Annotated in this window: 20 protein-coding genes; 9 read left to right on the top strand and 11 right to left on the bottom strand. The window is 61.2% G+C overall.

Features of this window, described 5'->3' with window-relative positions; genetic code table 11:
* Positions 1-19: 19 nt before the first annotated feature.
* The 4 genes from recX to ACSSNI_RS09530 all read right to left on the bottom strand — a co-directional run bounded on the left by recX (position 20) and on the right by ACSSNI_RS09530 (position 2,634).
* The gene (gene recX / locus ACSSNI_RS09545) at positions 20-481 is read right to left on the bottom strand and encodes a recombination regulator RecX (RefSeq protein WP_200637602.1); all 462 of its coding nucleotides are present in this window, start codon (positions 479-481) and stop codon (positions 20-22) included.
* Positions 482-486: 5 nt separating this feature from the next.
* The gene (gene recA / locus ACSSNI_RS09540) at positions 487-1,530 is read right to left on the bottom strand and encodes a recombinase RecA (protein WP_102834922.1); all 1,044 of its coding nucleotides are present in this window, start codon (positions 1,528-1,530) and stop codon (positions 487-489) included.
* A gap of 84 nt (positions 1,531-1,614) precedes the next feature.
* On the bottom strand, positions 1,615-2,115 hold the full coding sequence (locus tag ACSSNI_RS09535; protein ID WP_200637600.1) for a CinA family protein: 501 nt from the start codon (positions 2,113-2,115) through the stop codon (positions 1,615-1,617).
* A 93-nt stretch (positions 2,116-2,208) separates the two neighbouring features.
* Positions 2,209-2,634 (bottom strand): potassium channel family protein, encoded by a 426-nt coding sequence (locus tag ACSSNI_RS09530; protein ID WP_200638165.1) that lies wholly within the window; start codon positions 2,632-2,634, stop codon positions 2,209-2,211.
* Positions 2,635-2,872: 238 nt separating this feature from the next.
* On the opposite strand from ACSSNI_RS09530, the gene mutS reads away from it, so the two are divergent.
* A complete protein-coding gene (gene mutS / locus ACSSNI_RS09525; RefSeq protein ID WP_200637598.1) occupies positions 2,873-5,443 on the top strand; it encodes a DNA mismatch repair protein MutS in 2,571 nt (856 codons plus the stop codon).
* 131 nt (positions 5,444-5,574) lie between these two features.
* Positions 5,575-5,898, top strand: coding sequence for a ferredoxin FdxA (gene fdxA / locus ACSSNI_RS09520; protein WP_102834926.1), 324 nt, complete (start codon positions 5,575-5,577; stop codon positions 5,896-5,898).
* Between the two features lie 52 nt (positions 5,899-5,950).
* On the opposite strand, the gene ACSSNI_RS09515 is transcribed toward fdxA, so the two are convergent.
* Complete coding sequence (locus ACSSNI_RS09515) at positions 5,951-6,142, bottom strand: CsbD family protein (protein WP_045429079.1); 192 nt, start codon at positions 6,140-6,142, stop codon at positions 5,951-5,953.
* 311 nt (positions 6,143-6,453) lie between these two features.
* Here ACSSNI_RS09515 and ACSSNI_RS09510 point away from each other — a divergent pair, with 311 nt between their 5' ends.
* A complete protein-coding gene (locus ACSSNI_RS09510) occupies positions 6,454-7,677 on the top strand; it encodes an MFS transporter (RefSeq protein ID WP_200637596.1) in 1,224 nt (407 codons plus the stop codon).
* Between the two features lie 170 nt (positions 7,678-7,847).
* Here the strand turns inward: ACSSNI_RS09510 and ACSSNI_RS09505 are convergent, their stop codons facing one another.
* Positions 7,848-8,573 (bottom strand): SIMPL domain-containing protein, encoded by a 726-nt coding sequence (locus ACSSNI_RS09505; RefSeq protein WP_200637594.1) that lies wholly within the window; start codon positions 8,571-8,573, stop codon positions 7,848-7,850.
* Positions 8,574-8,747: 174 nt separating this feature from the next.
* Between ACSSNI_RS09505 and ACSSNI_RS09500 the strand changes: the two genes are divergently transcribed.
* Positions 8,748-9,695, top strand: a complete 948-nt coding sequence (locus ACSSNI_RS09500) for an alpha/beta hydrolase (RefSeq protein WP_200637592.1) — start codon at positions 8,748-8,750, stop codon at positions 9,693-9,695.
* Positions 9,696-9,714: 19 nt separating this feature from the next.
* On the opposite strand, the gene ACSSNI_RS09495 is transcribed toward ACSSNI_RS09500, so the two are convergent.
* A complete protein-coding gene (locus ACSSNI_RS09495) occupies positions 9,715-10,617 on the bottom strand; it encodes an alpha/beta hydrolase family protein (protein ID WP_200637590.1) in 903 nt (300 codons plus the stop codon).
* A gap of 305 nt (positions 10,618-10,922) precedes the next feature.
* On the opposite strand from ACSSNI_RS09495, the gene ACSSNI_RS09490 reads away from it, so the two are divergent.
* From ACSSNI_RS09490 to ACSSNI_RS09480, 3 genes are all read left to right on the top strand, one after another.
* Positions 10,923-11,360, top strand: coding sequence for a response regulator (locus tag ACSSNI_RS09490; protein WP_148924600.1), 438 nt, complete (start codon positions 10,923-10,925; stop codon positions 11,358-11,360).
* A gap of 2 nt (positions 11,361-11,362) precedes the next feature.
* A complete protein-coding gene (locus ACSSNI_RS09485; RefSeq protein WP_200637588.1) occupies positions 11,363-12,361 on the top strand; it encodes a sensor histidine kinase in 999 nt (332 codons plus the stop codon).
* A gap of 158 nt (positions 12,362-12,519) precedes the next feature.
* Positions 12,520-14,379 (top strand): SLC13 family permease, encoded by a 1,860-nt coding sequence (locus ACSSNI_RS09480; protein WP_200637586.1) that lies wholly within the window; start codon positions 12,520-12,522, stop codon positions 14,377-14,379.
* Positions 14,380-14,438: 59 nt separating this feature from the next.
* Here the strand turns inward: ACSSNI_RS09480 and ACSSNI_RS09475 are convergent, their stop codons facing one another.
* The 4 genes from ACSSNI_RS09475 to ACSSNI_RS09460 all read right to left on the bottom strand — a co-directional run bounded on the left by ACSSNI_RS09475 (position 14,439) and on the right by ACSSNI_RS09460 (position 16,685).
* A complete protein-coding gene (locus ACSSNI_RS09475) occupies positions 14,439-15,449 on the bottom strand; it encodes an alpha/beta fold hydrolase (protein ID WP_200637584.1) in 1,011 nt (336 codons plus the stop codon).
* Positions 15,450-15,695: 246 nt separating this feature from the next.
* Complete coding sequence (locus tag ACSSNI_RS09470; protein WP_200637581.1) at positions 15,696-16,124, bottom strand: 3-isopropylmalate dehydratase; 429 nt, start codon at positions 16,122-16,124, stop codon at positions 15,696-15,698.
* 77 nt (positions 16,125-16,201) lie between these two features.
* Positions 16,202-16,423: a hypothetical protein gene (locus ACSSNI_RS09465; protein ID WP_159967442.1), complete on the bottom strand. Its 222-nt coding sequence runs from the start codon at positions 16,421-16,423 to the stop codon at positions 16,202-16,204.
* A gap of 118 nt (positions 16,424-16,541) precedes the next feature.
* The gene (locus ACSSNI_RS09460) at positions 16,542-16,685 is read right to left on the bottom strand and encodes a hypothetical protein (protein WP_159967441.1); all 144 of its coding nucleotides are present in this window, start codon (positions 16,683-16,685) and stop codon (positions 16,542-16,544) included.
* 201 nt (positions 16,686-16,886) lie between these two features.
* Here ACSSNI_RS09460 and ACSSNI_RS09455 point away from each other — a divergent pair, with 201 nt between their 5' ends.
* Together ACSSNI_RS09455 and ACSSNI_RS09450 are read left to right on the top strand one after the other, a co-directional pair.
* Positions 16,887-17,279, top strand: coding sequence for a hypothetical protein (locus ACSSNI_RS09455; protein WP_200637579.1), 393 nt, complete (start codon positions 16,887-16,889; stop codon positions 17,277-17,279).
* 135 nt (positions 17,280-17,414) lie between these two features.
* Complete coding sequence (locus ACSSNI_RS09450; RefSeq protein WP_200637577.1) at positions 17,415-18,680, top strand: DUF445 domain-containing protein; 1,266 nt, start codon at positions 17,415-17,417, stop codon at positions 18,678-18,680.
* The last annotated feature ends 6 nt before the right edge of the window (positions 18,681-18,686 follow it).

The following is an 18,686-nucleotide window of genomic DNA, read 5'->3' as shown; positions in this document are numbered from 1 at the left end:
GGCCGCTATCGAATCCGGATCAATCGAACGAAGCGCCCCGCAGAAGGCGACCAATCGAATCCAGGGGATAACCTCGGTAGCTCAAAAAGCGGCCCTGGCGGGCCCTTTCACGCTGATCGCCCGGTAACTCACCGAACTTTCGCAACCAGACTTCGCGCAACTGCTCATTCCAGTCGAAGCCACTGTCACGTAACGCCTGCTCGATTTCCTCCCGCGGGAGGCCTCGCTGGGTCAGTTCCTCACGTATGCGCAACGGGCCGTAACCCGCATTAGCACGCATGCGCACAAAACTTTCCAGATAGCGAGCCTCGCTGAGCAGCCCCTCATCAGCCAGTTTTTCCAGGGCTGGCTCGATGAGATCAGGCGGGGCACCACGCGAACGCAACTTGCGACTCAGCTCCATACGTCCGTGCTCGCGCCGGGCCAGTAAATCCATAGCGGCCCGCCGCACGGCGGCAGGGCTGTCGAGCACGACCGGCATGCTGCTTAGAGGTCAGCTTCGGCCAGGTCTTCAACGACCGGATTGGCCTTGCTGCTCGGAGAAACCACCAGCAACTTGTCACGAATCTGCTGTTCGATCTCGCGACCGATCTCTGGATTCTCTTCCAGGTATTTAGCAGCGTTGGCCTTGCCCTGACCGATCTTGTTGCCTTTGTAGGCATACCAGGCACCAGACTTCTCGACCAGACCCTGTTGAACGCCGAGGTCGATGACCTCGCCATTACGGTAGATGCCCTTGCCGTAAAGAATCTGGAACTCGGCCTGACGGAACGGTGGCGCCACCTTGTTCTTGACGACCTTGACCCGCGTTTCACTGCCGACCACTTCGTCGCCTTCCTTCACCGCGCCGGTACGGCGGATGTCGAGACGAACCGACGCATAGAACTTCAATGCGTTACCGCCGGTGGTGGTTTCCGGGCTGCCGAACATCACACCGATCTTCATGCGGATCTGGTTGATGAAGATAACCAGGCAGTTGGCGTTCTTGATGTTACCGGTGATCTTGCGCAGCGCCTGAGACATCAGACGAGCCTGCAGACCGACGTGGGTATCGCCCATCTCGCCTTCGATTTCCGCCTTGGGGACCAGAGCCGCTACGGAGTCGACAATGATCACGTCGACCGCGTTGGAGCGCACCAGCATGTCGGTGATTTCCAAAGCCTGTTCGCCGGTATCGGGCTGTGAAACCAGCAGGTCGTCTACATTGACGCCGAGCTTGCCAGCGTAATCGGGATCCAGCGCATGTTCGGCGTCGACGAAGGCGCAAGTGGCGCCGGCCTTCTGAGCCTCAGCAATGACGGAAAGCGTCATGGTGGTCTTACCGGAAGATTCCGGACCGTAGATTTCGACGATCCGACCTTTAGGCAGACCGCCAATGCCGAGCGCGATGTCCAGGCCCAGCGAGCCAGTGGAAATGGCCGGGATCGCCTGGCGATCATGATCGCCCATGCGCATGACCGCGCCTTTACCGAACTGCTTTTCGATCTGGCCCAAGGCGGCAGCCAAGGCGCGCTTCTTGTTCTCGTCCATTACAATCCTCACTTGATCAAGAGGGCCAGAGGCCACGACAACTGTATAAGTAGACAGTATTAGAGCATAGGCAAAAACGAGCGCCTAGCCCTCAATCGGATTTTCTCCGGCCACTAGGCGGATCAGTCCGACGAGCGCAGCCTTCACACTCTGCTCACGAACAGACTGTCGGTCGCCGTCAAACTGGAAGCGTCTTGCAAACCGCTCAGCCTCGCACCCCCAGGCCAACCAAACCGTACCGACCGGCTTATCCGGCGATCCACCGCCCGGCCCTGCTACGCCGCTGACGGCAACGGCGTAGCGCGCTCCGCTGGCGACCTGGGCGCCGCAGACCATAGCTTCTACAACCTCACGGCTCACCGCACCCACTTCTGAAAACAGATGTTCCGGCACCTGCAGCTGACGCGTTTTCTGACCGTTCGAGTAGGTGACAAAACCAGCCTCGAACCAGGCCGAGCTGCCAGCAATGCGGGTAATGGCCTCGGCAATACCTCCCCCTGTGCAAGATTCGGCGGTGGTTACTTGCGCCGACTTTTGCTGGAGCGCATGGCCTAGCTGCGCCGCGAGTTCGGTCAAGGCGGACATGAAGGCTCCTTATATCGATATCAAACGCTACCTTAACAGCGCACGTTTCTGAGGGTCAGCCACACGTCGCCAGACGCAGCCTGATGAATGCCATCACCGAACGGTCCAGTGACGCTGCATTTCGAGAAACAGAAACGAGGCGGTCCAGGTGATCAACACCAGGCCCGTCAACGCCTCGATGCCCGTCAGAAATCGAATGGCGCCGACGGGGTGGATATCCCCGAAACCAACGGTCGTGAAGGTCGTGAAAGAAAAATAGGCACAGTCCAGCAGGCTGCCGCTGAACTCGCCGGCCAGCGTCCCCCACCCAGTCGCGTGGTGCATGAGGTAGTAGGCAAAGGCGAACACCCAGACCTCTACCGCGTGCGCGGTCAATGCGCCGAACACACCAAACACTATCCCAACGCGATGATGGAAATGGGGGCTCGCCCTGCTTGCAGACAGGCGCGACAGAAACTCGTAGTGAATCGCCACGACTACCGCAACGACGATGACGTTGACCAACGTAACGAGAAGCAGATTCGCCGATGCGTTCGACGCCTGTTCTAGAGCAGACATAGCACTTCCAAAGCAATCAAACCCATGCGGGGCATCTCAGGTACCGGCTCGGCAGGTTGGCCCTTCGCACCCACGCGGGCCATGATAACCTTCCCGGTTTATTTCATCCTGCACACAGTGCCACCAACGGTGGCCGATACCTGAACGGGATCGAGCCGCGCCCGCGCTGTTACCTGCACATCGCCCCAAGTCGAGCTATATGTCACAAGACCTGTCCCATCACACGCCCATGATGCAGCAGTACTGGAAGCTCAAACGCGAGCACCCTGATCAGCTGATGTTCTACCGCATGGGCGACTTTTACGAGCTGTTCTACGACGACGCCAAGAAAGCGGCCAAGCTGCTGGACATTACCCTGACCGCGCGTGGCCAGTCCGGTGGGAATGCGATCCCCATGGCTGGCATTCCGTTTCACTCGGCCGAGGGCTATCTCAGCCGTTTGGTGAAGCTTGGCGAGTCCGTGGTGATCTGCGAGCAGATCGGCGATCCGGCCACCAGCAAGGGCCCGGTGGAACGACAGGTGGTGCGGATCATCACCCCCGGCACGGTGAGTGATGAAGCGTTACTCGACGAGCACCGCGACAACCTGCTTGCGGCGGTGGTCGGCGATGAAAAGCTGTTCGGCCTGTCGGTCCTGGACATCACCAGCGGCCGATTTAGCGTGCAGGAGTTCGGCGGCTGGGAAACGCTCCTGGCTGAAGTCGAACGTCTCAACCCGGCCGAGCTGATGATCCCGGACGATTGGCCGGCGAATCTGCCGGTGGAGAAGCGCCGCGGTGTGCGCCGTCGCGCGCCTTGGGATTTCGACCGTGACAGCGGCTTCAAGGGCCTCTGCCAGCAGTTCGGCACTCAGGACCTGAAAGGCTTCGGCTGCGAGCAGCTGACGCTGGCCATCGGCGCCGCGGGCTGCCTCCTGACCTACGCCAAAGAAACTCAGCGTACCGCTCTGCATCATTTGCGCAGCCTTCGTCACGAACGCCTCGACGAGACAGTGATTCTCGACGGGGCGACCCGGCGCAATCTGGAACTGGACATCAATCTTGGCGGCGGACGGGAAAACACCCTGCAATCAGTAGTCGACCGTTGCCAGACCGCCATGGGCAGCCGCCTGCTCAGCCGCTGGCTGAATCGCCCCCTGCGTGATCGACGCGTGCTCGAGGCCCGCCAGGACTCGATCACCTGCCTGCTCGAGCACTATCGTTTTGAACAGATCCAGCCACAGCTGAAGGAAATCGGTGACCTCGAGCGCATCCTCGCGCGGATCGGCCTGCGCAACGCGCGTCCCCGCGATCTGGCGCGCCTGCGCGACGCGCTCGCGGCACTGCCCCAGTTGCAGGAGGGCATGCAGGAACTGGTGGCGCCGCACCTGATCGAGCTGGCAGCCACCATTCGGACTTATCCCGAGCTGGCTGCCTTGCTGGCTAAAGCCATCATCGATAATCCACCGGCCGTGATCCGTGAGGGTGGCGTCCTGAAAACCGGCTATGACGCCGAGCTGGACGAGTTGCAATCGCTGTCGGAGAACGCCGGCCAGTACCTGATGGATCTGGAAACCCGTGAGAAGGCCCGTACCGGGTTGGCTAATCTGAAGGTTGGCTATAACCGCGTGCACGGGTATTTCATTGAGCTGCCGAGCAAGCAGGCCGAGTCGGCCCCAGCCGATTACATTCGCCGGCAGACACTCAAGGGGGCCGAACGCTTTATCACGCCCGAACTGAAAGAATTCGAAGACAAGGCGCTGTCTGCCAAGAGCCGCGCATTGGCGCGCGAAAAGCAGCTCTACGAAGAATTGCTGGAACGCCTCATTGGTCATCTCGCACCACTGCAGGACAGCGCCGCGGCTCTGGCCGAACTCGACGTGCTCAGCAACCTGGCCGAACGGGCGCTGACGCTTGATCTCAACCGTCCACGTTTCGTCGAGCACCCCTGCATGCAGATCGAACAAGGTCGTCATCCGGTCGTCGAGCAGGTCCTGCAGACGCCGTTCGTCGCCAACGATCTCAACCTTGATGACGACACCCGCATGCTGGTCATCACCGGTCCGAACATGGGCGGTAAGTCGACCTACATGCGTCAGACCGCGCTGATCGTCCTGCTGGCGCAGATCGGCAGCTTCGTTCCGGCGAAGGCCTGCGAGCTGTCCCTGGTCGACCGCATCTTCACCCGCATCGGCTCTTCGGACGACCTGGCTGGCGGCCGCTCGACCTTCATGGTGGAAATGAGCGAGACCGCCAATATTCTGCACAATGCCAGCGACCGCAGTCTGGTGCTGATGGACGAAGTCGGTCGAGGCACCAGCACATTCGATGGCTTGTCGCTGGCCTGGGCGGCTGCCGAGCACCTTGCCAAGCTGCGCGCCTACACCTTGTTCGCGACGCACTACTTCGAGCTCACCGTGCTGCCGGAAAGCCAGCCAGCGGTGGCCAACGTGCACCTGTCGGCCACCGAGCACAATGATCGCATCGTCTTCCTTCACCACGTCCTGCCGGGTCCGGCAAGCCAGAGCTATGGCTTGGCCGTGGCACAACTGGCTGGCGTGCCAGGTGAGGTGATCCAACGCGCACGTGACCATCTGTCGCGGCTGGAAACTACCAGTCTGCCTCACGAAACGCCGAAAATGGCGCCCGGCCAGCCTGCCCCACCCATGCAGAATGACCTCTTCGCCAGCCTGCCCCATCCGGTGGTCGAAGAATTGGTGCGGATCAATCCCGATGATATGAGCCCGCGCCAAGCGCTGGACCTGCTATACAACCTGAAAGCGCGTGTCTGACGGCTGCTAAAAGCTGATAGAATCGCGCGCATTTTTTGGATATAGGCGGCATTTGCCTGGTGTCGCCATAGTCCTGCCGAACGGGGGCGTCATTGCAACGCCACCTGACACGCCCGAGGAGATAGCTAGAAATGACCTTCGTCGTCACCGACAACTGCATCAAGTGCAAATACACCGACTGTGTGGAAGTCTGTCCGGTGGACTGCTTCTACGAAGGCCCGAACTTCCTGGTCATTCATCCCGACGAGTGCATCGATTGCGCGCTTTGCGAGCCGGAGTGCCCTGCCCAGGCGATCTTCTCCGAGGATGAAGTGCCCGATGATCAGCAGGAATACACCCAGCTGAACGCCGATCTGGCGGAAGTTTGGCCGAACATTACCGAGAAGAAGGACTCGCTGCCCGATGCCGAAGAGTGGGACGGCGTGAAGGACAAACTGCAGTATCTGGAGCGCTAAGCGCCAGAAACGAAAAAAGCCCGCGATGCGGGCTTTTTTCTTGGCTCAGCGGTCAGGCGCGATCAACGCCCTTCTTCACTGTGTCTTTGGCTTCGCCCTTGACTTGCTGAGCGTCGCCTTTAACTTCCTGACGCTGGCCTTCGCCTTTCATGCGCTCGTTATCAGTCGCCTCGCCCAGACCCTGCTTGGCCTTGCCCGCGGCTTCGTTGAGGTTGCCTTTCATTTTATCTCCGGTACTGCTCATGGCGCGTTCCTCTCTGCTTGGGTACGTTCAGTTGACAGAGCCGCTCCGACAATAGTTTCGTTTTCCCGAGGAACGGTTCGGCAGGGTCATCAATCAATGCGTGCTTTGGCCAGGCGATCCATTGACAACCGAGCCGCAACCCCCAAACGCACCGTGACATGGGTCGCGCCATAAGCGCAGTCGGTCCTCGACGCGGAGCAGAACTTCAACCTACGATCGCTGCCTACTTATTCGCCCACCCCCACACACCCCAGCGCCGCTCGACTTGAGCGGCGCGTGTCCGTTATTCGAATCATTCCGTCGAGGCACCGATGAACCATGTGAACGCCACAGGCAAGCCGACGCTTTCGGCACGCGCCATATTGCTGATCGAGCTGGCCCTGGCCATGGGCGGGTTCGCCATCGGCACCGGCGAATTCGCCATCATGGGTCTGATGCCCAACGTCGCGCAGGGCCTCGGAATCAGCGAACCCCAGGTGGGCCACGTGATCAGCGCCTATGCGCTGGGCGTGGTGGTGGGAGCGCCGCTGCTGGCGATCCTCGGTTCCCGAGTGTTTCGGCGGCATCTGCTGTTGCTGCTGATGACCTTCTTCGCACTGGGCAACTTCGCCAGCGCGATGGCGGCGGATTACCACACGCTGATGGTCTTTCGCTTTATTGCAGGGCTGCCCCACGGCGCCTATTTCGGCGTAGCCATGCTGGTCGCCGCTTCAATGGTGGCCCCCGATCAACGCGCCAAGGCGGTCAGCCGCGTACTGGCCGGCCTGACTATTGCGATGCTGATCGGCAACCCAACCGCCACCTGGCTGGGGCAATGGCTCAGCTGGCGCTGGGCCTTCGGCCTGGTGGGCCTCATCGCCCTGCTGACGGTGTTGCTGGTGGCAATCTTCCTGCCGCTCGACCGCAGTGAGCCGCGCAACAACCCCATGCTCGAACTGCGTGATTTCAATCGCAAACCCGTGTGGCTGGCGCTGGCCATCAGCTCGATCGGTTTCGCCGGCATGTTCTGCGTATTCAGCTACCTGGCGCCGACCCTGCTGGAGGTCACCGGCGTCGGCGAGCACTGGATTCCGGTAGGCCTGGCCGCGCTCGGCCTGGGCGGCATCGTCGGCAACATCTTTGGCGGCTGGCTGTTCGACAAGTTGGGATTCAAGGCGATTGCCTGGTTGCTGCTATGGAGCATTGTGGTGCTGCTGGTGTTCCCGCTCGCCGCGCACTCGCTGTGGACGATCCTTCCAGCCGCGTTTGCGGTAGGCACCATGATATCGCTCGGCCCGCCCCTGCAGACCCACCTGATGGATGTGGCCGGTGAAGCCCAGACCCTGGCAGCCGCATCCAACCATTCGGCATTCAACGTTGCCAACGCGCTCGGACCCTGGCTCGGCGGGCTGGCGATCAGCGCCGGACTTGGCTGGACATCGACCGGCTACATCGGCGCCGCTACCGCTGCCGTCGGCTTGCTGGTGTTCTGGTGGGCCTGGACCGCAAGCAACCCAAGCGAAGAAACAAGGGGAGCCGCTACCGCCTGCGATTGAGGGAATGACCTCATCGAGTCGTGAACTGGCAAAACCTAAACACCTGCTGATTGCCCCGCAAAAAAAACACCGCAAACAGCGCAATGTTCGGAGGGATATCGAGCCTCCCGCCACATGGGGTCAATCCTTCTACAACCGCGACCGGCCTCGGCGTCCCAGCAACAGGGGAATTACTGCAGCGCGTATTCGAATGTGCTGACCACACGCAGACGCTTGCCTGGCGTACGTCCGGTGTCCATGTCGCTGCCGTCGTCGTCGAGCACCCGGATTACACCCTGGTTGGCAGTCTTCAATTCGCCGAGCTGCGCACCGGCATCTTCGGCGAACTTGGCAGCCTGCTCGCGGGCATTGCGTGTGGCGTCCTCCAGCAAGGCAGGCTTGAGATCATTAAAGCCTCGCAGCTGGTAGCGCGGCCCGCTAAATCCGTTCTGTTCGGTATCCAGCTGGATGCCGGCCTGTATCAAAGGGTCTACCCCGTTGGCGGCCTTACCGACCGCCTCGACACGCGCCGATTTCACCAGCACCTGCCCACTGCCGTTGAAACGCAGGGCGATCTCCTGCGGGGCCCACTCACGCGCCAACAGATCCTGAACCTGTAATGGGCGCACTTCGATCTCGTCGTCAGCGAATCCCTGCTCGCGAAGGAATGCTACGACTCGATTGCGATCCTCGGACAGGCTCTGTTGAACGCTGGCAAAATCGTTGCCGGCACGACGAAAACCCAGTGTCCAGACGGCGAAATCACTCGACACGTCTCGCTCCGCGAGCCCTTTGACCGTCACCGAGCGATCCGCCATGCGAAAGCGCTCCACCCCCTGCCCTACAGACCAACCAGCAAAAGCCACCGCGGCGGCGATCAATAAAGCGGGCAGCAAACCGATACGTGCGGTAGTCACGATGAACCTCCATCAGCAGTAGGAGCGTTGATGCTACTCCGCATCGCTAATCAATGGCCGCTAGTCACCCGTGCCGCACTGCAATCTGTAGTAATGACTTATCGACGCTAGCCGCTTGCGTGCCTATCCAACTGGACGCTCAATGTCCGCTCCAGAAGGAGACGCCCTCACCGCATGTTGAAGTTGCCGTTTTTCCGCACCAGAGCCCGCACAGTTGCTTCGCTGATCATCCTCGCTGCGCTCGCCGTGCTGCCGGTAGGTTGCTCAATGCTCGAGCAGAAAGAGCGAGAACTGGTGTTTCGTATCGAGCCTGGTACCGCCAGCTGGTATCGAGGCCTGCCCAATGGGGTAGAAGAACTGGAGCTGACTGCGCCTGCGTTTGGCGACAGCCAGAACATCCACGCATGGTGGTGGCCAGCCGAAGCGGCAGATGCGCCAGCGATTCTCTATCTTCATGGGTCGCGGTGGAACCTCACCGGGCACCTGTTCCGGCTGGAGCAGATTCGGTCGCTGGGTTTTTCGGTGCTGGCAATCGACTACCGGGGCTTCGGCCAGAGCCTCGGCGAGCTGCCGTCCGAGGCCACCGTCTATGAAGATGCTCGCATCGCCTGGGACCACTTGAAAACGCTGCAACCAGACGCCGGCAAACGTCTGATCTATGGCCACTCGCTGGGCGGCGCTGTGGCGGTAGACCTGGCGGCCGAGCTTGGCCGTGAAGCCAAACGCCGGGACGAACCACCGCAAGCGCGCGCATTGATCGTTGAATCCACTTTTACCAACCTGGCCGATATCGCGACGGAAGTGGCCGACACCGCCTGGCCGATCCATTGGCTGGTGTCGCAGAAATTCGACTCGCTGGAAAAGATCGACCAGGTCGGCATGCCACTCCTGCTGGTCCACGGAACGCAAGATCAATACGTGCCGGCGAGCTTCAGCGAAGCACTCTACGCCGCTGCGCGTAACCCCAAACAGCTCCTGCTGATAGAAGGCGGCAACCACAACAACGCCATGCGCGTGGGTCGGCGCGCCTATGCCGAAGCCATCCGCGAATTGCTGGAGACACCAGTGGAGCACGCCGCCAACAGAACATTGCCAGGCGATTCAGAGACCAACCGCAGTTGAAGTGCGGCCGCGTTCGCGCTCAGTAGGCTGCACAAACGGCGGGTTGTGCCTCGTCTGACCAGGGGTTGCGGCCCTCCTCGATCCAGCCCAGGCTGGCTTTCCAGAATCCGTCTCGGTGGCGTTCGCGGAACAGATCGAAGTGCCCGACCCGCTCCATGCCCAGTGCCGCCGGGCTGAGCTGCACCTGCTGGACCTGAGCGTTGCGGTAATAGGCCAGCCCGCGCGCAATAGCCGCTGGCGTGCCGTATTCATCGTCGCTGACACTAACCGCCAGGATGGGCGCATTGATCGCAGCAAAGCGCTGAAGCACATCGGCCCGCTCGTGCTCGGGGTAGCTCTGTTCCAGCCTTGCCCGGCGAAACGCCCATTCCCGTGCAACGCCCGCCGGCAGATCCTCCAGCCAGCCCAAGCGGCGGCCGGGAAAATAGCCGAACAACGCAGCCATTGCAGGCATGCAGAGATGCCACTTGGCGAACATCCGCAGGCGCTGCGCAGCCGCATAGTCACGCCAGTAGGCGTATTGCGCCCCAACGCTGAGAAAGCGGTCCACTTCGGTCGCGGCCGCCGCGAAACCCGGCAGGAAACCGCCAATGCTGTGACCGACCGCAACCAGCGGACCGTCAGGATCACGCTGGCGCATCCAGTGCACCGCGGCGTCGAAGTCCAGATCACCCCAGTCGCGCCAGCGAATGTGCACGCCGCGCAGGCTTTCAGGCCGCGAGCCGCCAATACCGCGGTAGTCGTACGTCAGTACCGTGTAGCCCTGCTCGCGCAGAAAATCCGCATACCGGGCGTAGTAGCGCGCCAGCACACCGGTCGCGCTGCTGATAACCACCGAGCCGCAGCTGTCCCCAATTGGCAGCCAGAGCTGCCCAGACAGTGAATAGCCGTCACGGCATGTGAGACTGATGGATTCAGGCATGCGGTCGTCAATCCTTGGTAACTGATGTGCCGGGCTCTCGCACATTTGCTTTGGGGCCAAACATGACCCAATCAGCAGCGCTACAGCGTGCAACCTCCTGGGAGGCGACGCAGCAGCTGATTACGGTCTTCAACAACCATAGGCGTCGGAACCGCACCCGCCAATGTTCCGCGCCCTAGGCGCCGCTCGAATCATGAGCGCTCATCGATGAATGTTCGCAAGTCGCTTGTCGGCATTGCTAGACTTCACGGCTAATTGCCGTGGCTCCGCAAAAACTCCTCCTTTTCCTATACCGAAAGGCTTTCATGCGCATCCTGCTGGTTGAAGACGATCCCATACTCGCGTTGATCGCAGCGTCTATGCTGGAAGACGAAGGACACGAGATCATCGGCCCCGCTTATGGCGATGAGCAAGCCCTGGCGCTGGCCGACAGCCAGAGCATCGACATCGCATTGGTTGACATCAACCTGGCGGGGCACGATGAAGGCGTTGCGCTCGCGCGCACTCTGCGCAAGCGCTACGGGATTGCGTCGATGTTCGTCAGCGGCCAGACCGAAGCGGCGCGCAACAACACCGATGCCGCCCTGGGGTTGTTACGCAAGCCTTACGAACCGAGCGATCTGGGCCGCTGCGTAGCGATCGCACAGGCTCTGATCAGTGGGCTGACTGTGTTACCAATGTCCGTGCCGGCTTCGCTTGAAGTCTACTCCCCTGCTTTAACCTGCAACCGCCCAGGAGCCTGAACATGGACCAGTCGCAAGAACCTGTGGGTGAACCGCAGGACGGCATGGGCGAGCGCGAATTCCGTGAGCTTGCCGATAACGCACCGGTAATGATCTGGCGGTCACGTACCGACAAACTCTGCGACTGGTTCAACAAGCCCTGGCAGGAATTCGTCGACAGAACGCCGGAGCAATTGTTCGGCTATGGCTGGGCAGAAGACGTCCACCCGGACGATTTCGAGCGTTGCGTCGCGATCTACAACGATGCCTTCGATGCCCGCGAAGCCTTCACCATGCCCTACCGACTGCGCCGCCGTGACGGTGTCTATCGCTGGTTTCTCGACAACGGCGCGCCTTTTTTCCGCAACGGCGAGTTCGCCGGTTACTTCGGCAGCTGCATCGATATCACCGAGCAGCGAGACCTTGAAGAGCACCAGCGGCTCTTGCTAGCTGAGCTCAACCACCGGGTGAAGAACAACCTCCAGCTGATCATCTCGTTCCTTCAACTCTCGAAGAACCGCGCCAGTGGCGAGGAAGCCAAAACCCTCCTGCAAGGAGCGATCAGCCGTATTCATGGCGTTGGGGCGGTGCAGAACGAGTTGCACAAATACACCAGCGGAGTTGTCGACCTGGCCGAATATCTGCCGAATCTGGCGCGCAGCGTGCTCACCATCGAACGGGGTGAGGATCACATCCTGACAACCGAGGCTCAGTCGGTGAAGGTTTCATTCCAGACTGCTTCCAACCTTGGCCTGATCGTCAACGAGCTGGTAATCAATGCAATCAAGCATGGACGGGTGAACCGCATCGCTCTCACTGTGCGGCGACCGGAGCCGGGAGTGGCCGAGATATGCATTGCCGACCAGGGGCCTGGTTTCAGCGAGGACGAACTCACCAGCAGCACGCCACGCGGCAGCGCCAAGGGCAGAGAGCTGGTCGACGCTCTGGCGCACGCTTGCAACGCGACCGTCATCCGCCGCAATTTAAATGGCGCTCAGGTCTGCCTCCGCTTCCCCTGCTGACTGGCGCGCAGCGAGGCGGACACGAACGCTGCGCTCCATTTGCTGTAGAGACCGCGCCACGTGCCAGCAGCCGCATGGCGCAACCTTCCAAACCATTCCACCCGTTCTGCTGACCGACGCCTCGTTAAAGCGCGTGCAGCTGCCTTCCGGAGTTATTCATGCAAAGCGATCAGCTGATCGTGTTCGCCGTCCTCGCCGCGACATTGGGCCTGTTCGTGTGGAATCGCTGGCGTTACGACATCGTCGCAGTGGGTGCCTTGTTGGTGGTCACCCTGGCCGGCATCGTGCCACCGCAGGAGGCGTTCATGGGCCTCGGGCATCCGGCCGTGATCACCGTTGCGGCGGTTCTGGTACTCAGCCGCGGGCTACTCAACGGCGGCGTGGTGGATTCGCTGGCACGCCACCTGACCAAAGTCGGTGACCGTCCCTGGATTCAGGTACTGACACTGACGGGCATCGTCGCGTTGTGCTCGGGGTTCATGAACAACGTTGGCGCACTGGCGCTGTTCATGCCGGTGGCCGTGTGGATGTCCCGTCAAAGCGGCCGATCGCCCTCCTACCTGTTGATGCCGCTGGCCTTCGGCTCGTTGCTTGGCGGCACCCTGACGCTGATAGGTACACCACCAAACATAATCATTGCTGGCTATCGGCGTGAGGTCGCCGACGAGGCGTTCGGCATGTTCGACTTTTTGCCGGTGGGCCTTGCGATCACGCTCGCCGGCGTACTGTTCATCGGCTTGATCTGGCGCCTGACCCCTCGCCGTGAAGATCCAAGTGGCGACAAGGAGCTGTTCGAAATCAGCGCCTACATGACTGAGCTGCAAATTCCGGCAGACAGCAAGTATGTCGGTCGCTCGCTGCATGATCTGATCGTTGCAGGCGGTGACGAGGCGGATGTCATGGTCATCGCCCTGATACGAGACGGACAGTATCAGCGCATGCCGTCGACCTACGACGTGCTGCGCGGAGAAGACATCCTCATGGTCGAAGCGGACTCCGACAGCCTGAAGCGCTTTCTCGACGTCACTCACCTGCAACTCGCCGCCGAAGCCGACAGCAAGGCGGAGGCGCGGGAGAAAGCCGAGCAGGAAAAGCGCGCGGAAAAGAATGGCGACGCGGACAAGCAGCCCGATACCACCGAATCCAACGGGGATCGCCGTGCCGAGCGAGCGCTGGCAGAGGCCATCGTGACGGCCAGCTCGTCACTGGTCGGCACGAGCGCGACCGGTCTTTCGCTGCGCGAGCGATACGGTGTGAACATCCTGGCCGTGGCTCGCCAAGGGCAACGGTTGCAGCAGAGACTCGGCAAAATTCGCTTTGCCGCCGGCGACATTCTGCTGCTGCAGGCGCGCGAGGACCAACTGCAAACCGCCCTCAACAGCCTTGGTTGCCTGCCCCTGGCCTCGCGCGGCTTACGCATCACCGCTCCGCAAAAAGTGTTGCTGTCCAGCGGTATATTCGCCGCCGCACTGGCGCTTATCGCACTGGGCATCGTTCCGGCGGCTGTGGCGCTGGTAGCCGGTGCGCTGGTGATGATCCTCGTCGGGCTGGTGCCGACCGGCGACATCTACAAAAGCATCGACATGTCGATCATCGTCCTGATTGCCGCGATGCTGCCCATCGGCGAAGCACTGGAAACCACGGGTGGCTCACGCCTGATCGCCGATGCCCTGCTCGAGGTGGGTCAGGCTGCGCCGCCGGCAGCCACCGTTGCGATCCTGATGATTGGGGTAATGCTGCTGTCCAACGTCGTCAACAATGCCGCAGCGGCGGTACTCGCCGCGCCTGTGGCAATAGCGCTCTCACGAGGCATGGAGGCCTCTGCCGACCCGCTGTTGATGGCGGTCGCGATTGGGGCGTCATGCGCCTTCCTCACCCCCATCGGACATCAGTCGAATACTCTGGTAATGGCGCCGGGCGGCTACCGTTTCGGTGATTACTGGCGACTCGGGCTGCCTTTGTCGATCATGGTGGTGCTGGTGTCGGTGCCCACGATTCTCTGGATATGGCCGTTGTAGAGGCCTGCACAGCCGGTCTTAAAACACCGGCGTGCCGTCATCCGTACGCGCCACGTCGATCAGTGCGCCTTGAGGCCGTCTAGCAAAGCCTCATGAAACACATCAGGGGCCTCGACCTGGGGGGAATGCCCAAGCTCCGGGAAAGTCACCAGAGTAGCGTTGGGGATCATCGCCGCCGACTTTTGGCCCAGTTCTGGGTAGTTCCCGAGGCGTTGCGCAACATCCTCCGGCGCACGGTTCGCACCCGGTGCCGTGCGATCCTTGCCACCGATCAACAGCAACGTCGGCACGCTGAGGGTATCGAATTCGTGAATGACCGGCTGGGTGAAGACCATGTCGGACGTCAGCGCCTGGTTCCAGGCGACTATTTCCTTGCCGTCGCCGGCATACATCCCGGCTGCCATATTCACCCATCGGTCATAACGCGGCTTCCAGTTGCCGTTGTAATAGAACTTCTGCTGGTAGGCTTTGATCTTCTCGAAGTCGGTTTTCAGCTGACTTTGATACAGCTGTTCAATCGGGGCATAGGGCACGCCTTTGGCTTGCCAGTCCTCAAGTCCAATCGGATTGACCAAGACCAGTTGCTCGACCATTTGCGGATAGTTGAGGGCGAACCGTGATGCCAGCATGCCGCCCATCGAATGTCCGATGACGGTGACCTTCTCCAGATCCAGCGACCGCAGCAAAGCCCGGGTGTTGTGCGCCAGTTGCGCGAAACTGAACTGGTATCGCTCGGGTTTGCTGGAGCTGCAGAAGCCAATCTGGTCCGGCGCAATCACCCGATAACCCTGCTGTGAGAGCACCGCGATGCTCTCTTCCCAGGTCGCCGCGCAGAAATTCTTGCCGTGCATCAGCACGACCGTTCGCCCATTGGCCTTACCCGCTGGGGCTACGTCCATGTAGCCCATCTCTAACGGCTGGCGCTGCGACGAAAACTCGAAGCGCTTGATCGCGTGGGGATAATCGAACCCCTCAAGATGCGGCCCGTAGCTCGGACTCTGTTCAGCGTGCAACGCGGGAACCAGGGCTAGCCCGGCGACGAACATCAGGGAGGATATGGCTCGTTTCACGCATCGACTCCTGGCGGGCGGCCACTAGGGCTGCATGGCGTATGGGTCGTTGTGCGGAGCGGACGGCTGGGGATGTCAGATAGACGCCGAGGGCTCAAGCACAACGGTTTGCCTATCTGGGAGCACGAAAGCGAAGTGAGGGTTCGGTGTGGCCGGCGGAAGAATGTTTCGTCTTTATACCGGCGGGTGACCGTGACCGAGCGACCCGCCCCACTGCCCGCCCTCAGCAGAGCGCGATGCGAAGGTCTACTCGGTGTCGACCTGATTGATATCGAAGCCGATGCGGTTATCACTGCTGATACGAAACTGCAGCGTCTCGCCCGGCTCGACCCGCGCAGCCTTTTCGCGCAACAAATTGCCCATGCCGCACAGCGTGTCGTCCTCAGGGTCCGATTCGATGCTGACGATGCGCATCCCCGCCGGCACCTGCAAGCGCACCCGCTCGCCTACGTGGATCCGCGCAGCAAGCTTGCGATCGACCATTACCGCCACATAGCAGCCGCCACCGCGAATACCAAAGTCACGCGTCACCACTAGCTCGCCGCCATTGGCGACAGGCGCTTGGTACGCACGCAAACGCTCCTCGGGAACCGGCGTGATGTCCTCCGGATCCGCCTGCCAGGACGAGCACCCGGCCAAGGCCAGCACAGGGATCAGGGCGAAGATCAAGCGCATAGAGGACTCTCCAGTCTGGTAAGCGAAGCGGTAATGGTACGACAGCTTTATTCGCTCACCGTGCGGACAGTTGTGGCTTACCGGGTCGACACCGGATGGCTGCTGCCGGGATAGGGCCGTTCTTCTTCCAGCGCTCCATGGCGATCGTAGACCTCGACTGATGCGGTCTTGCCTTCCATCAAGCTGTCCAGGCCGGTGAACATTTCGTCTTTGGTGAGGGTACGCAACACCGTTTCCTGAGACTGCTGATCGGTCAGTTCCCAGCCCATCGGGGTGGGATTCACGTGGTATTTGTCCATGCTGTGCTCCTTTTATGAATCTGCGCGACCCGCTTCTTAAGCAAGAAAGCGGCGAGTGAGTGCGCCATTAGACGTACCGACTGGCTGGCAGCCGGTGCGGCAAACGAACGTCAGCGGGCTAGCCCCGGTTGTCGTCGCCTTCGACTTCATCGAAATCAGGGTCCTCACCTGCTTCCTTCTCGCCGGCGTCGGTCATGGTGACGTCCGGCAGGTCGTCGGCTGGCTTGTTCTGCTCAGGCTGAGTCTGGTCGCTCTGGTTCATGGCTACCTCGTTGGCTTGGTGCAAAGGGTCTACCAGATTGGAGCAACAGGCGCCCTGCAGCGTTCGCCTGTACGGGCACCGGCGGTCCGATCAGTGCTCTGCAGCCAAAAGAATCCATCGCCCTTTCCAACTTGCGATTGCAGCGACCCCTGTACTCCACCACACTGCCGACAATCCAATCTTTGACCGGAGCTGCCTGCCATGCCTGCCACCCAAACCCCCTCGCGCGACAGTATTCTGGCCGACCCGGATGCACTCAACTGCACGATCTACCGCGCTCACGAAACCGATCCGGACGGCGAAGAACGCGATATGGGCGATGCCCGCGTGATCATCACCGGGCAGTTCGAGCCGCCGCAGGAGTGGGACGCCAAGGCGCGGGCCGATTACTTCGATGGCATGCCGGAAGAGGCGTTCTTTACCGCCGTGTTTGCCAGTGAGCACGCCTCAGACTCCAAGGGTTTCTTCACTGTCGAGGCGGACGACTACGCGGCCGTGACCGAGCAGGACGGCACCATCTCCATGTTCTACGTCTGCGAGCGCCTGGAAGACGATAGTTACGTATTGCTGCGCGAGGAAGACGACGAGCTATAAGCCGCACGGCTGCTGATGCCGAACCCTTACCTCGCTAACCGGGTCTGTGCTGTATAGGCAGACCCGTCGGCACCTCCCGATCCGATACGCCTGCGCACCACCCGCACACACCACTCGCCACAAAAGAGGAATCGCATGAGCCCTCTGCACCGCCGCTGGCAATCCCCCGTCACGCGCATGAAGCTGGTCGCCGGCCTGCTGCTGCTACTCGCTGCGTTGCTCTATGTCATCGCAACCGCCATGGAACCGCGCCACCCTGCCTGGGGCTATCTCGCGTCCTTCGCTGAAGCGGCGATGGTCGGTGCGATTGCCGACTGGTTCGCTGTGACGGCCCTGTTCCGCCACCCGCTCGGCCTGCCGATCCCCCACACGGCGATCATCCCGCGCAGCAAGGCGCGCATCGGACAGAACCTGTCGAGCTTCATTACCACTCACTTCCTCTCCACACCTATGGTGCTGGCCAAGCTCGAGGCACTCGATATCGGCGGCCGACTGGCCAACTGGTTACGCCATCCCGCCAATGCCGAAGCGGTAGGCGGTCAGCTCACCAACATGGCGAGGTTCGGCGTCGCGTCGCTGCACGACGAGCGCGTGCAAGCCTTCGTCCAGGCCAAGCTGATTAACCGCGCGCGCAAGGTCGATCTCGCACCAATCTGCGGGCAGGTGCTGGAAATGCTTACGCGCCAGGGCAAGCACCAGGCGATGCTCGATGAAGCGCTGATCAAGGTCGATGCACTGCTGCAGGACGACGACACCCGCGCGCTGGTGGCCGATGCCATCACGGCTGAAGTCAGGACGCTGCGCTACCTGGGGCTCGGCAAAGCAGTCGGCGGCTGGTCGGCCAACAAGTTCGTCGACGGCGTATCAGCGGTGATCGCCGAGATTGCCGGTGACCCCGAGCATCCTCTGCGCGAGCGTTTCGACGAACACGTTAGCGAATACATTGATCGACTCAAGCATGATCCGGCCTATCGGCTGGAGGTCGAGCGCATCGTCGCCCAATTGCTGGAGCACCCCGCGACGACCGACTACCTTCGGACCCTCTGGCGTGAGCTGACCGAGTGGCTGGAGGCCGATCTAGAAAGCCCGGATTCGCGTATCGGCAAACGGATCGTGCGCCTGACCCAAGGCCTGGGCGACTCCCTGGCCGCCGACACCGCCATGCGCAACTGGATCAACGAACAGTTGATGGCAGCCGCGCCGAGCCTGCTCGAGCGTTACCGCGGACAGATCGGCAAGTACATTGCCCAGCGTGTGGAAAATTGGGAAAGCCGCGAACTGGTCGAGCAGATGGAGCAGAGTGTCGGCAAGGACCTGCAGTACATCCGCATCAACGGCACGCTGGTCGGCGGTTTGGTCGGGCTGCTGCTGCATGCTCTGACGCAGCTGGCGGCTGGATGAGTGAGC

The organism is Stutzerimonas tianxiuensis (assembly GCF_053470365.1).
Note: the sequence above shows the minus strand (reverse complement) of the source record. Positions and strands in the feature narration are given on the sequence as shown.

Bases quoted from the DNA above. Each gene is read 5' to 3' on its own strand.
- recX (WP_200637602.1), bottom strand. From the start codon at position 481: ATGCCGGTCGTGCTCGACAGCCCTGCCGCCGTGCGGCGGGCCGCTATG.
- recA (WP_102834922.1), bottom strand. From the start codon at position 1,530: ATGGACGAGAACAAGAAGCGCGCCTTGGCTGCCGCCTTGGGCCAGATC.
- ACSSNI_RS09535 (WP_200637600.1), bottom strand. From the start codon at position 2,115: ATGTCCGCCTTGACCGAACTCGCGGCGCAGCTAGGCCATGCGCTCCAG.
- mutS (WP_200637598.1), top strand. From the start codon at position 2,873: ATGTCACAAGACCTGTCCCATCACACGCCCATGATGCAGCAGTACTGG.
- fdxA (WP_102834926.1), top strand. From the start codon at position 5,575: ATGACCTTCGTCGTCACCGACAACTGCATCAAGTGCAAATACACCGAC.
- ACSSNI_RS09515 (WP_045429079.1), bottom strand. From the start codon at position 6,142: ATGAGCAGTACCGGAGATAAAATGAAAGGCAACCTCAACGAAGCCGCG.
- ACSSNI_RS09510 (WP_200637596.1), top strand. From the start codon at position 6,454: ATGAACCATGTGAACGCCACAGGCAAGCCGACGCTTTCGGCACGCGCC.
- ACSSNI_RS09500 (WP_200637592.1), top strand. From the start codon at position 8,748: ATGTTGAAGTTGCCGTTTTTCCGCACCAGAGCCCGCACAGTTGCTTCG.
- ACSSNI_RS09495 (WP_200637590.1), bottom strand. From the start codon at position 10,617: ATGCCTGAATCCATCAGTCTCACATGCCGTGACGGCTATTCACTGTCT.
- ACSSNI_RS09490 (WP_148924600.1), top strand. From the start codon at position 10,923: ATGCGCATCCTGCTGGTTGAAGACGATCCCATACTCGCGTTGATCGCA.
- ACSSNI_RS09485 (WP_200637588.1), top strand. From the start codon at position 11,363: ATGGACCAGTCGCAAGAACCTGTGGGTGAACCGCAGGACGGCATGGGC.
- ACSSNI_RS09480 (WP_200637586.1), top strand. From the start codon at position 12,520: ATGCAAAGCGATCAGCTGATCGTGTTCGCCGTCCTCGCCGCGACATTG.
- ACSSNI_RS09470 (WP_200637581.1), bottom strand. From the start codon at position 16,124: ATGCGCTTGATCTTCGCCCTGATCCCTGTGCTGGCCTTGGCCGGGTGC.
- ACSSNI_RS09465 (WP_159967442.1), bottom strand. From the start codon at position 16,423: ATGGACAAATACCACGTGAATCCCACCCCGATGGGCTGGGAACTGACC.
- ACSSNI_RS09460 (WP_159967441.1), bottom strand. From the start codon at position 16,685: ATGAACCAGAGCGACCAGACTCAGCCTGAGCAGAACAAGCCAGCCGAC.
- ACSSNI_RS09455 (WP_200637579.1), top strand. From the start codon at position 16,887: ATGCCTGCCACCCAAACCCCCTCGCGCGACAGTATTCTGGCCGACCCG.
- ACSSNI_RS09450 (WP_200637577.1), top strand. From the start codon at position 17,415: ATGAGCCCTCTGCACCGCCGCTGGCAATCCCCCGTCACGCGCATGAAG.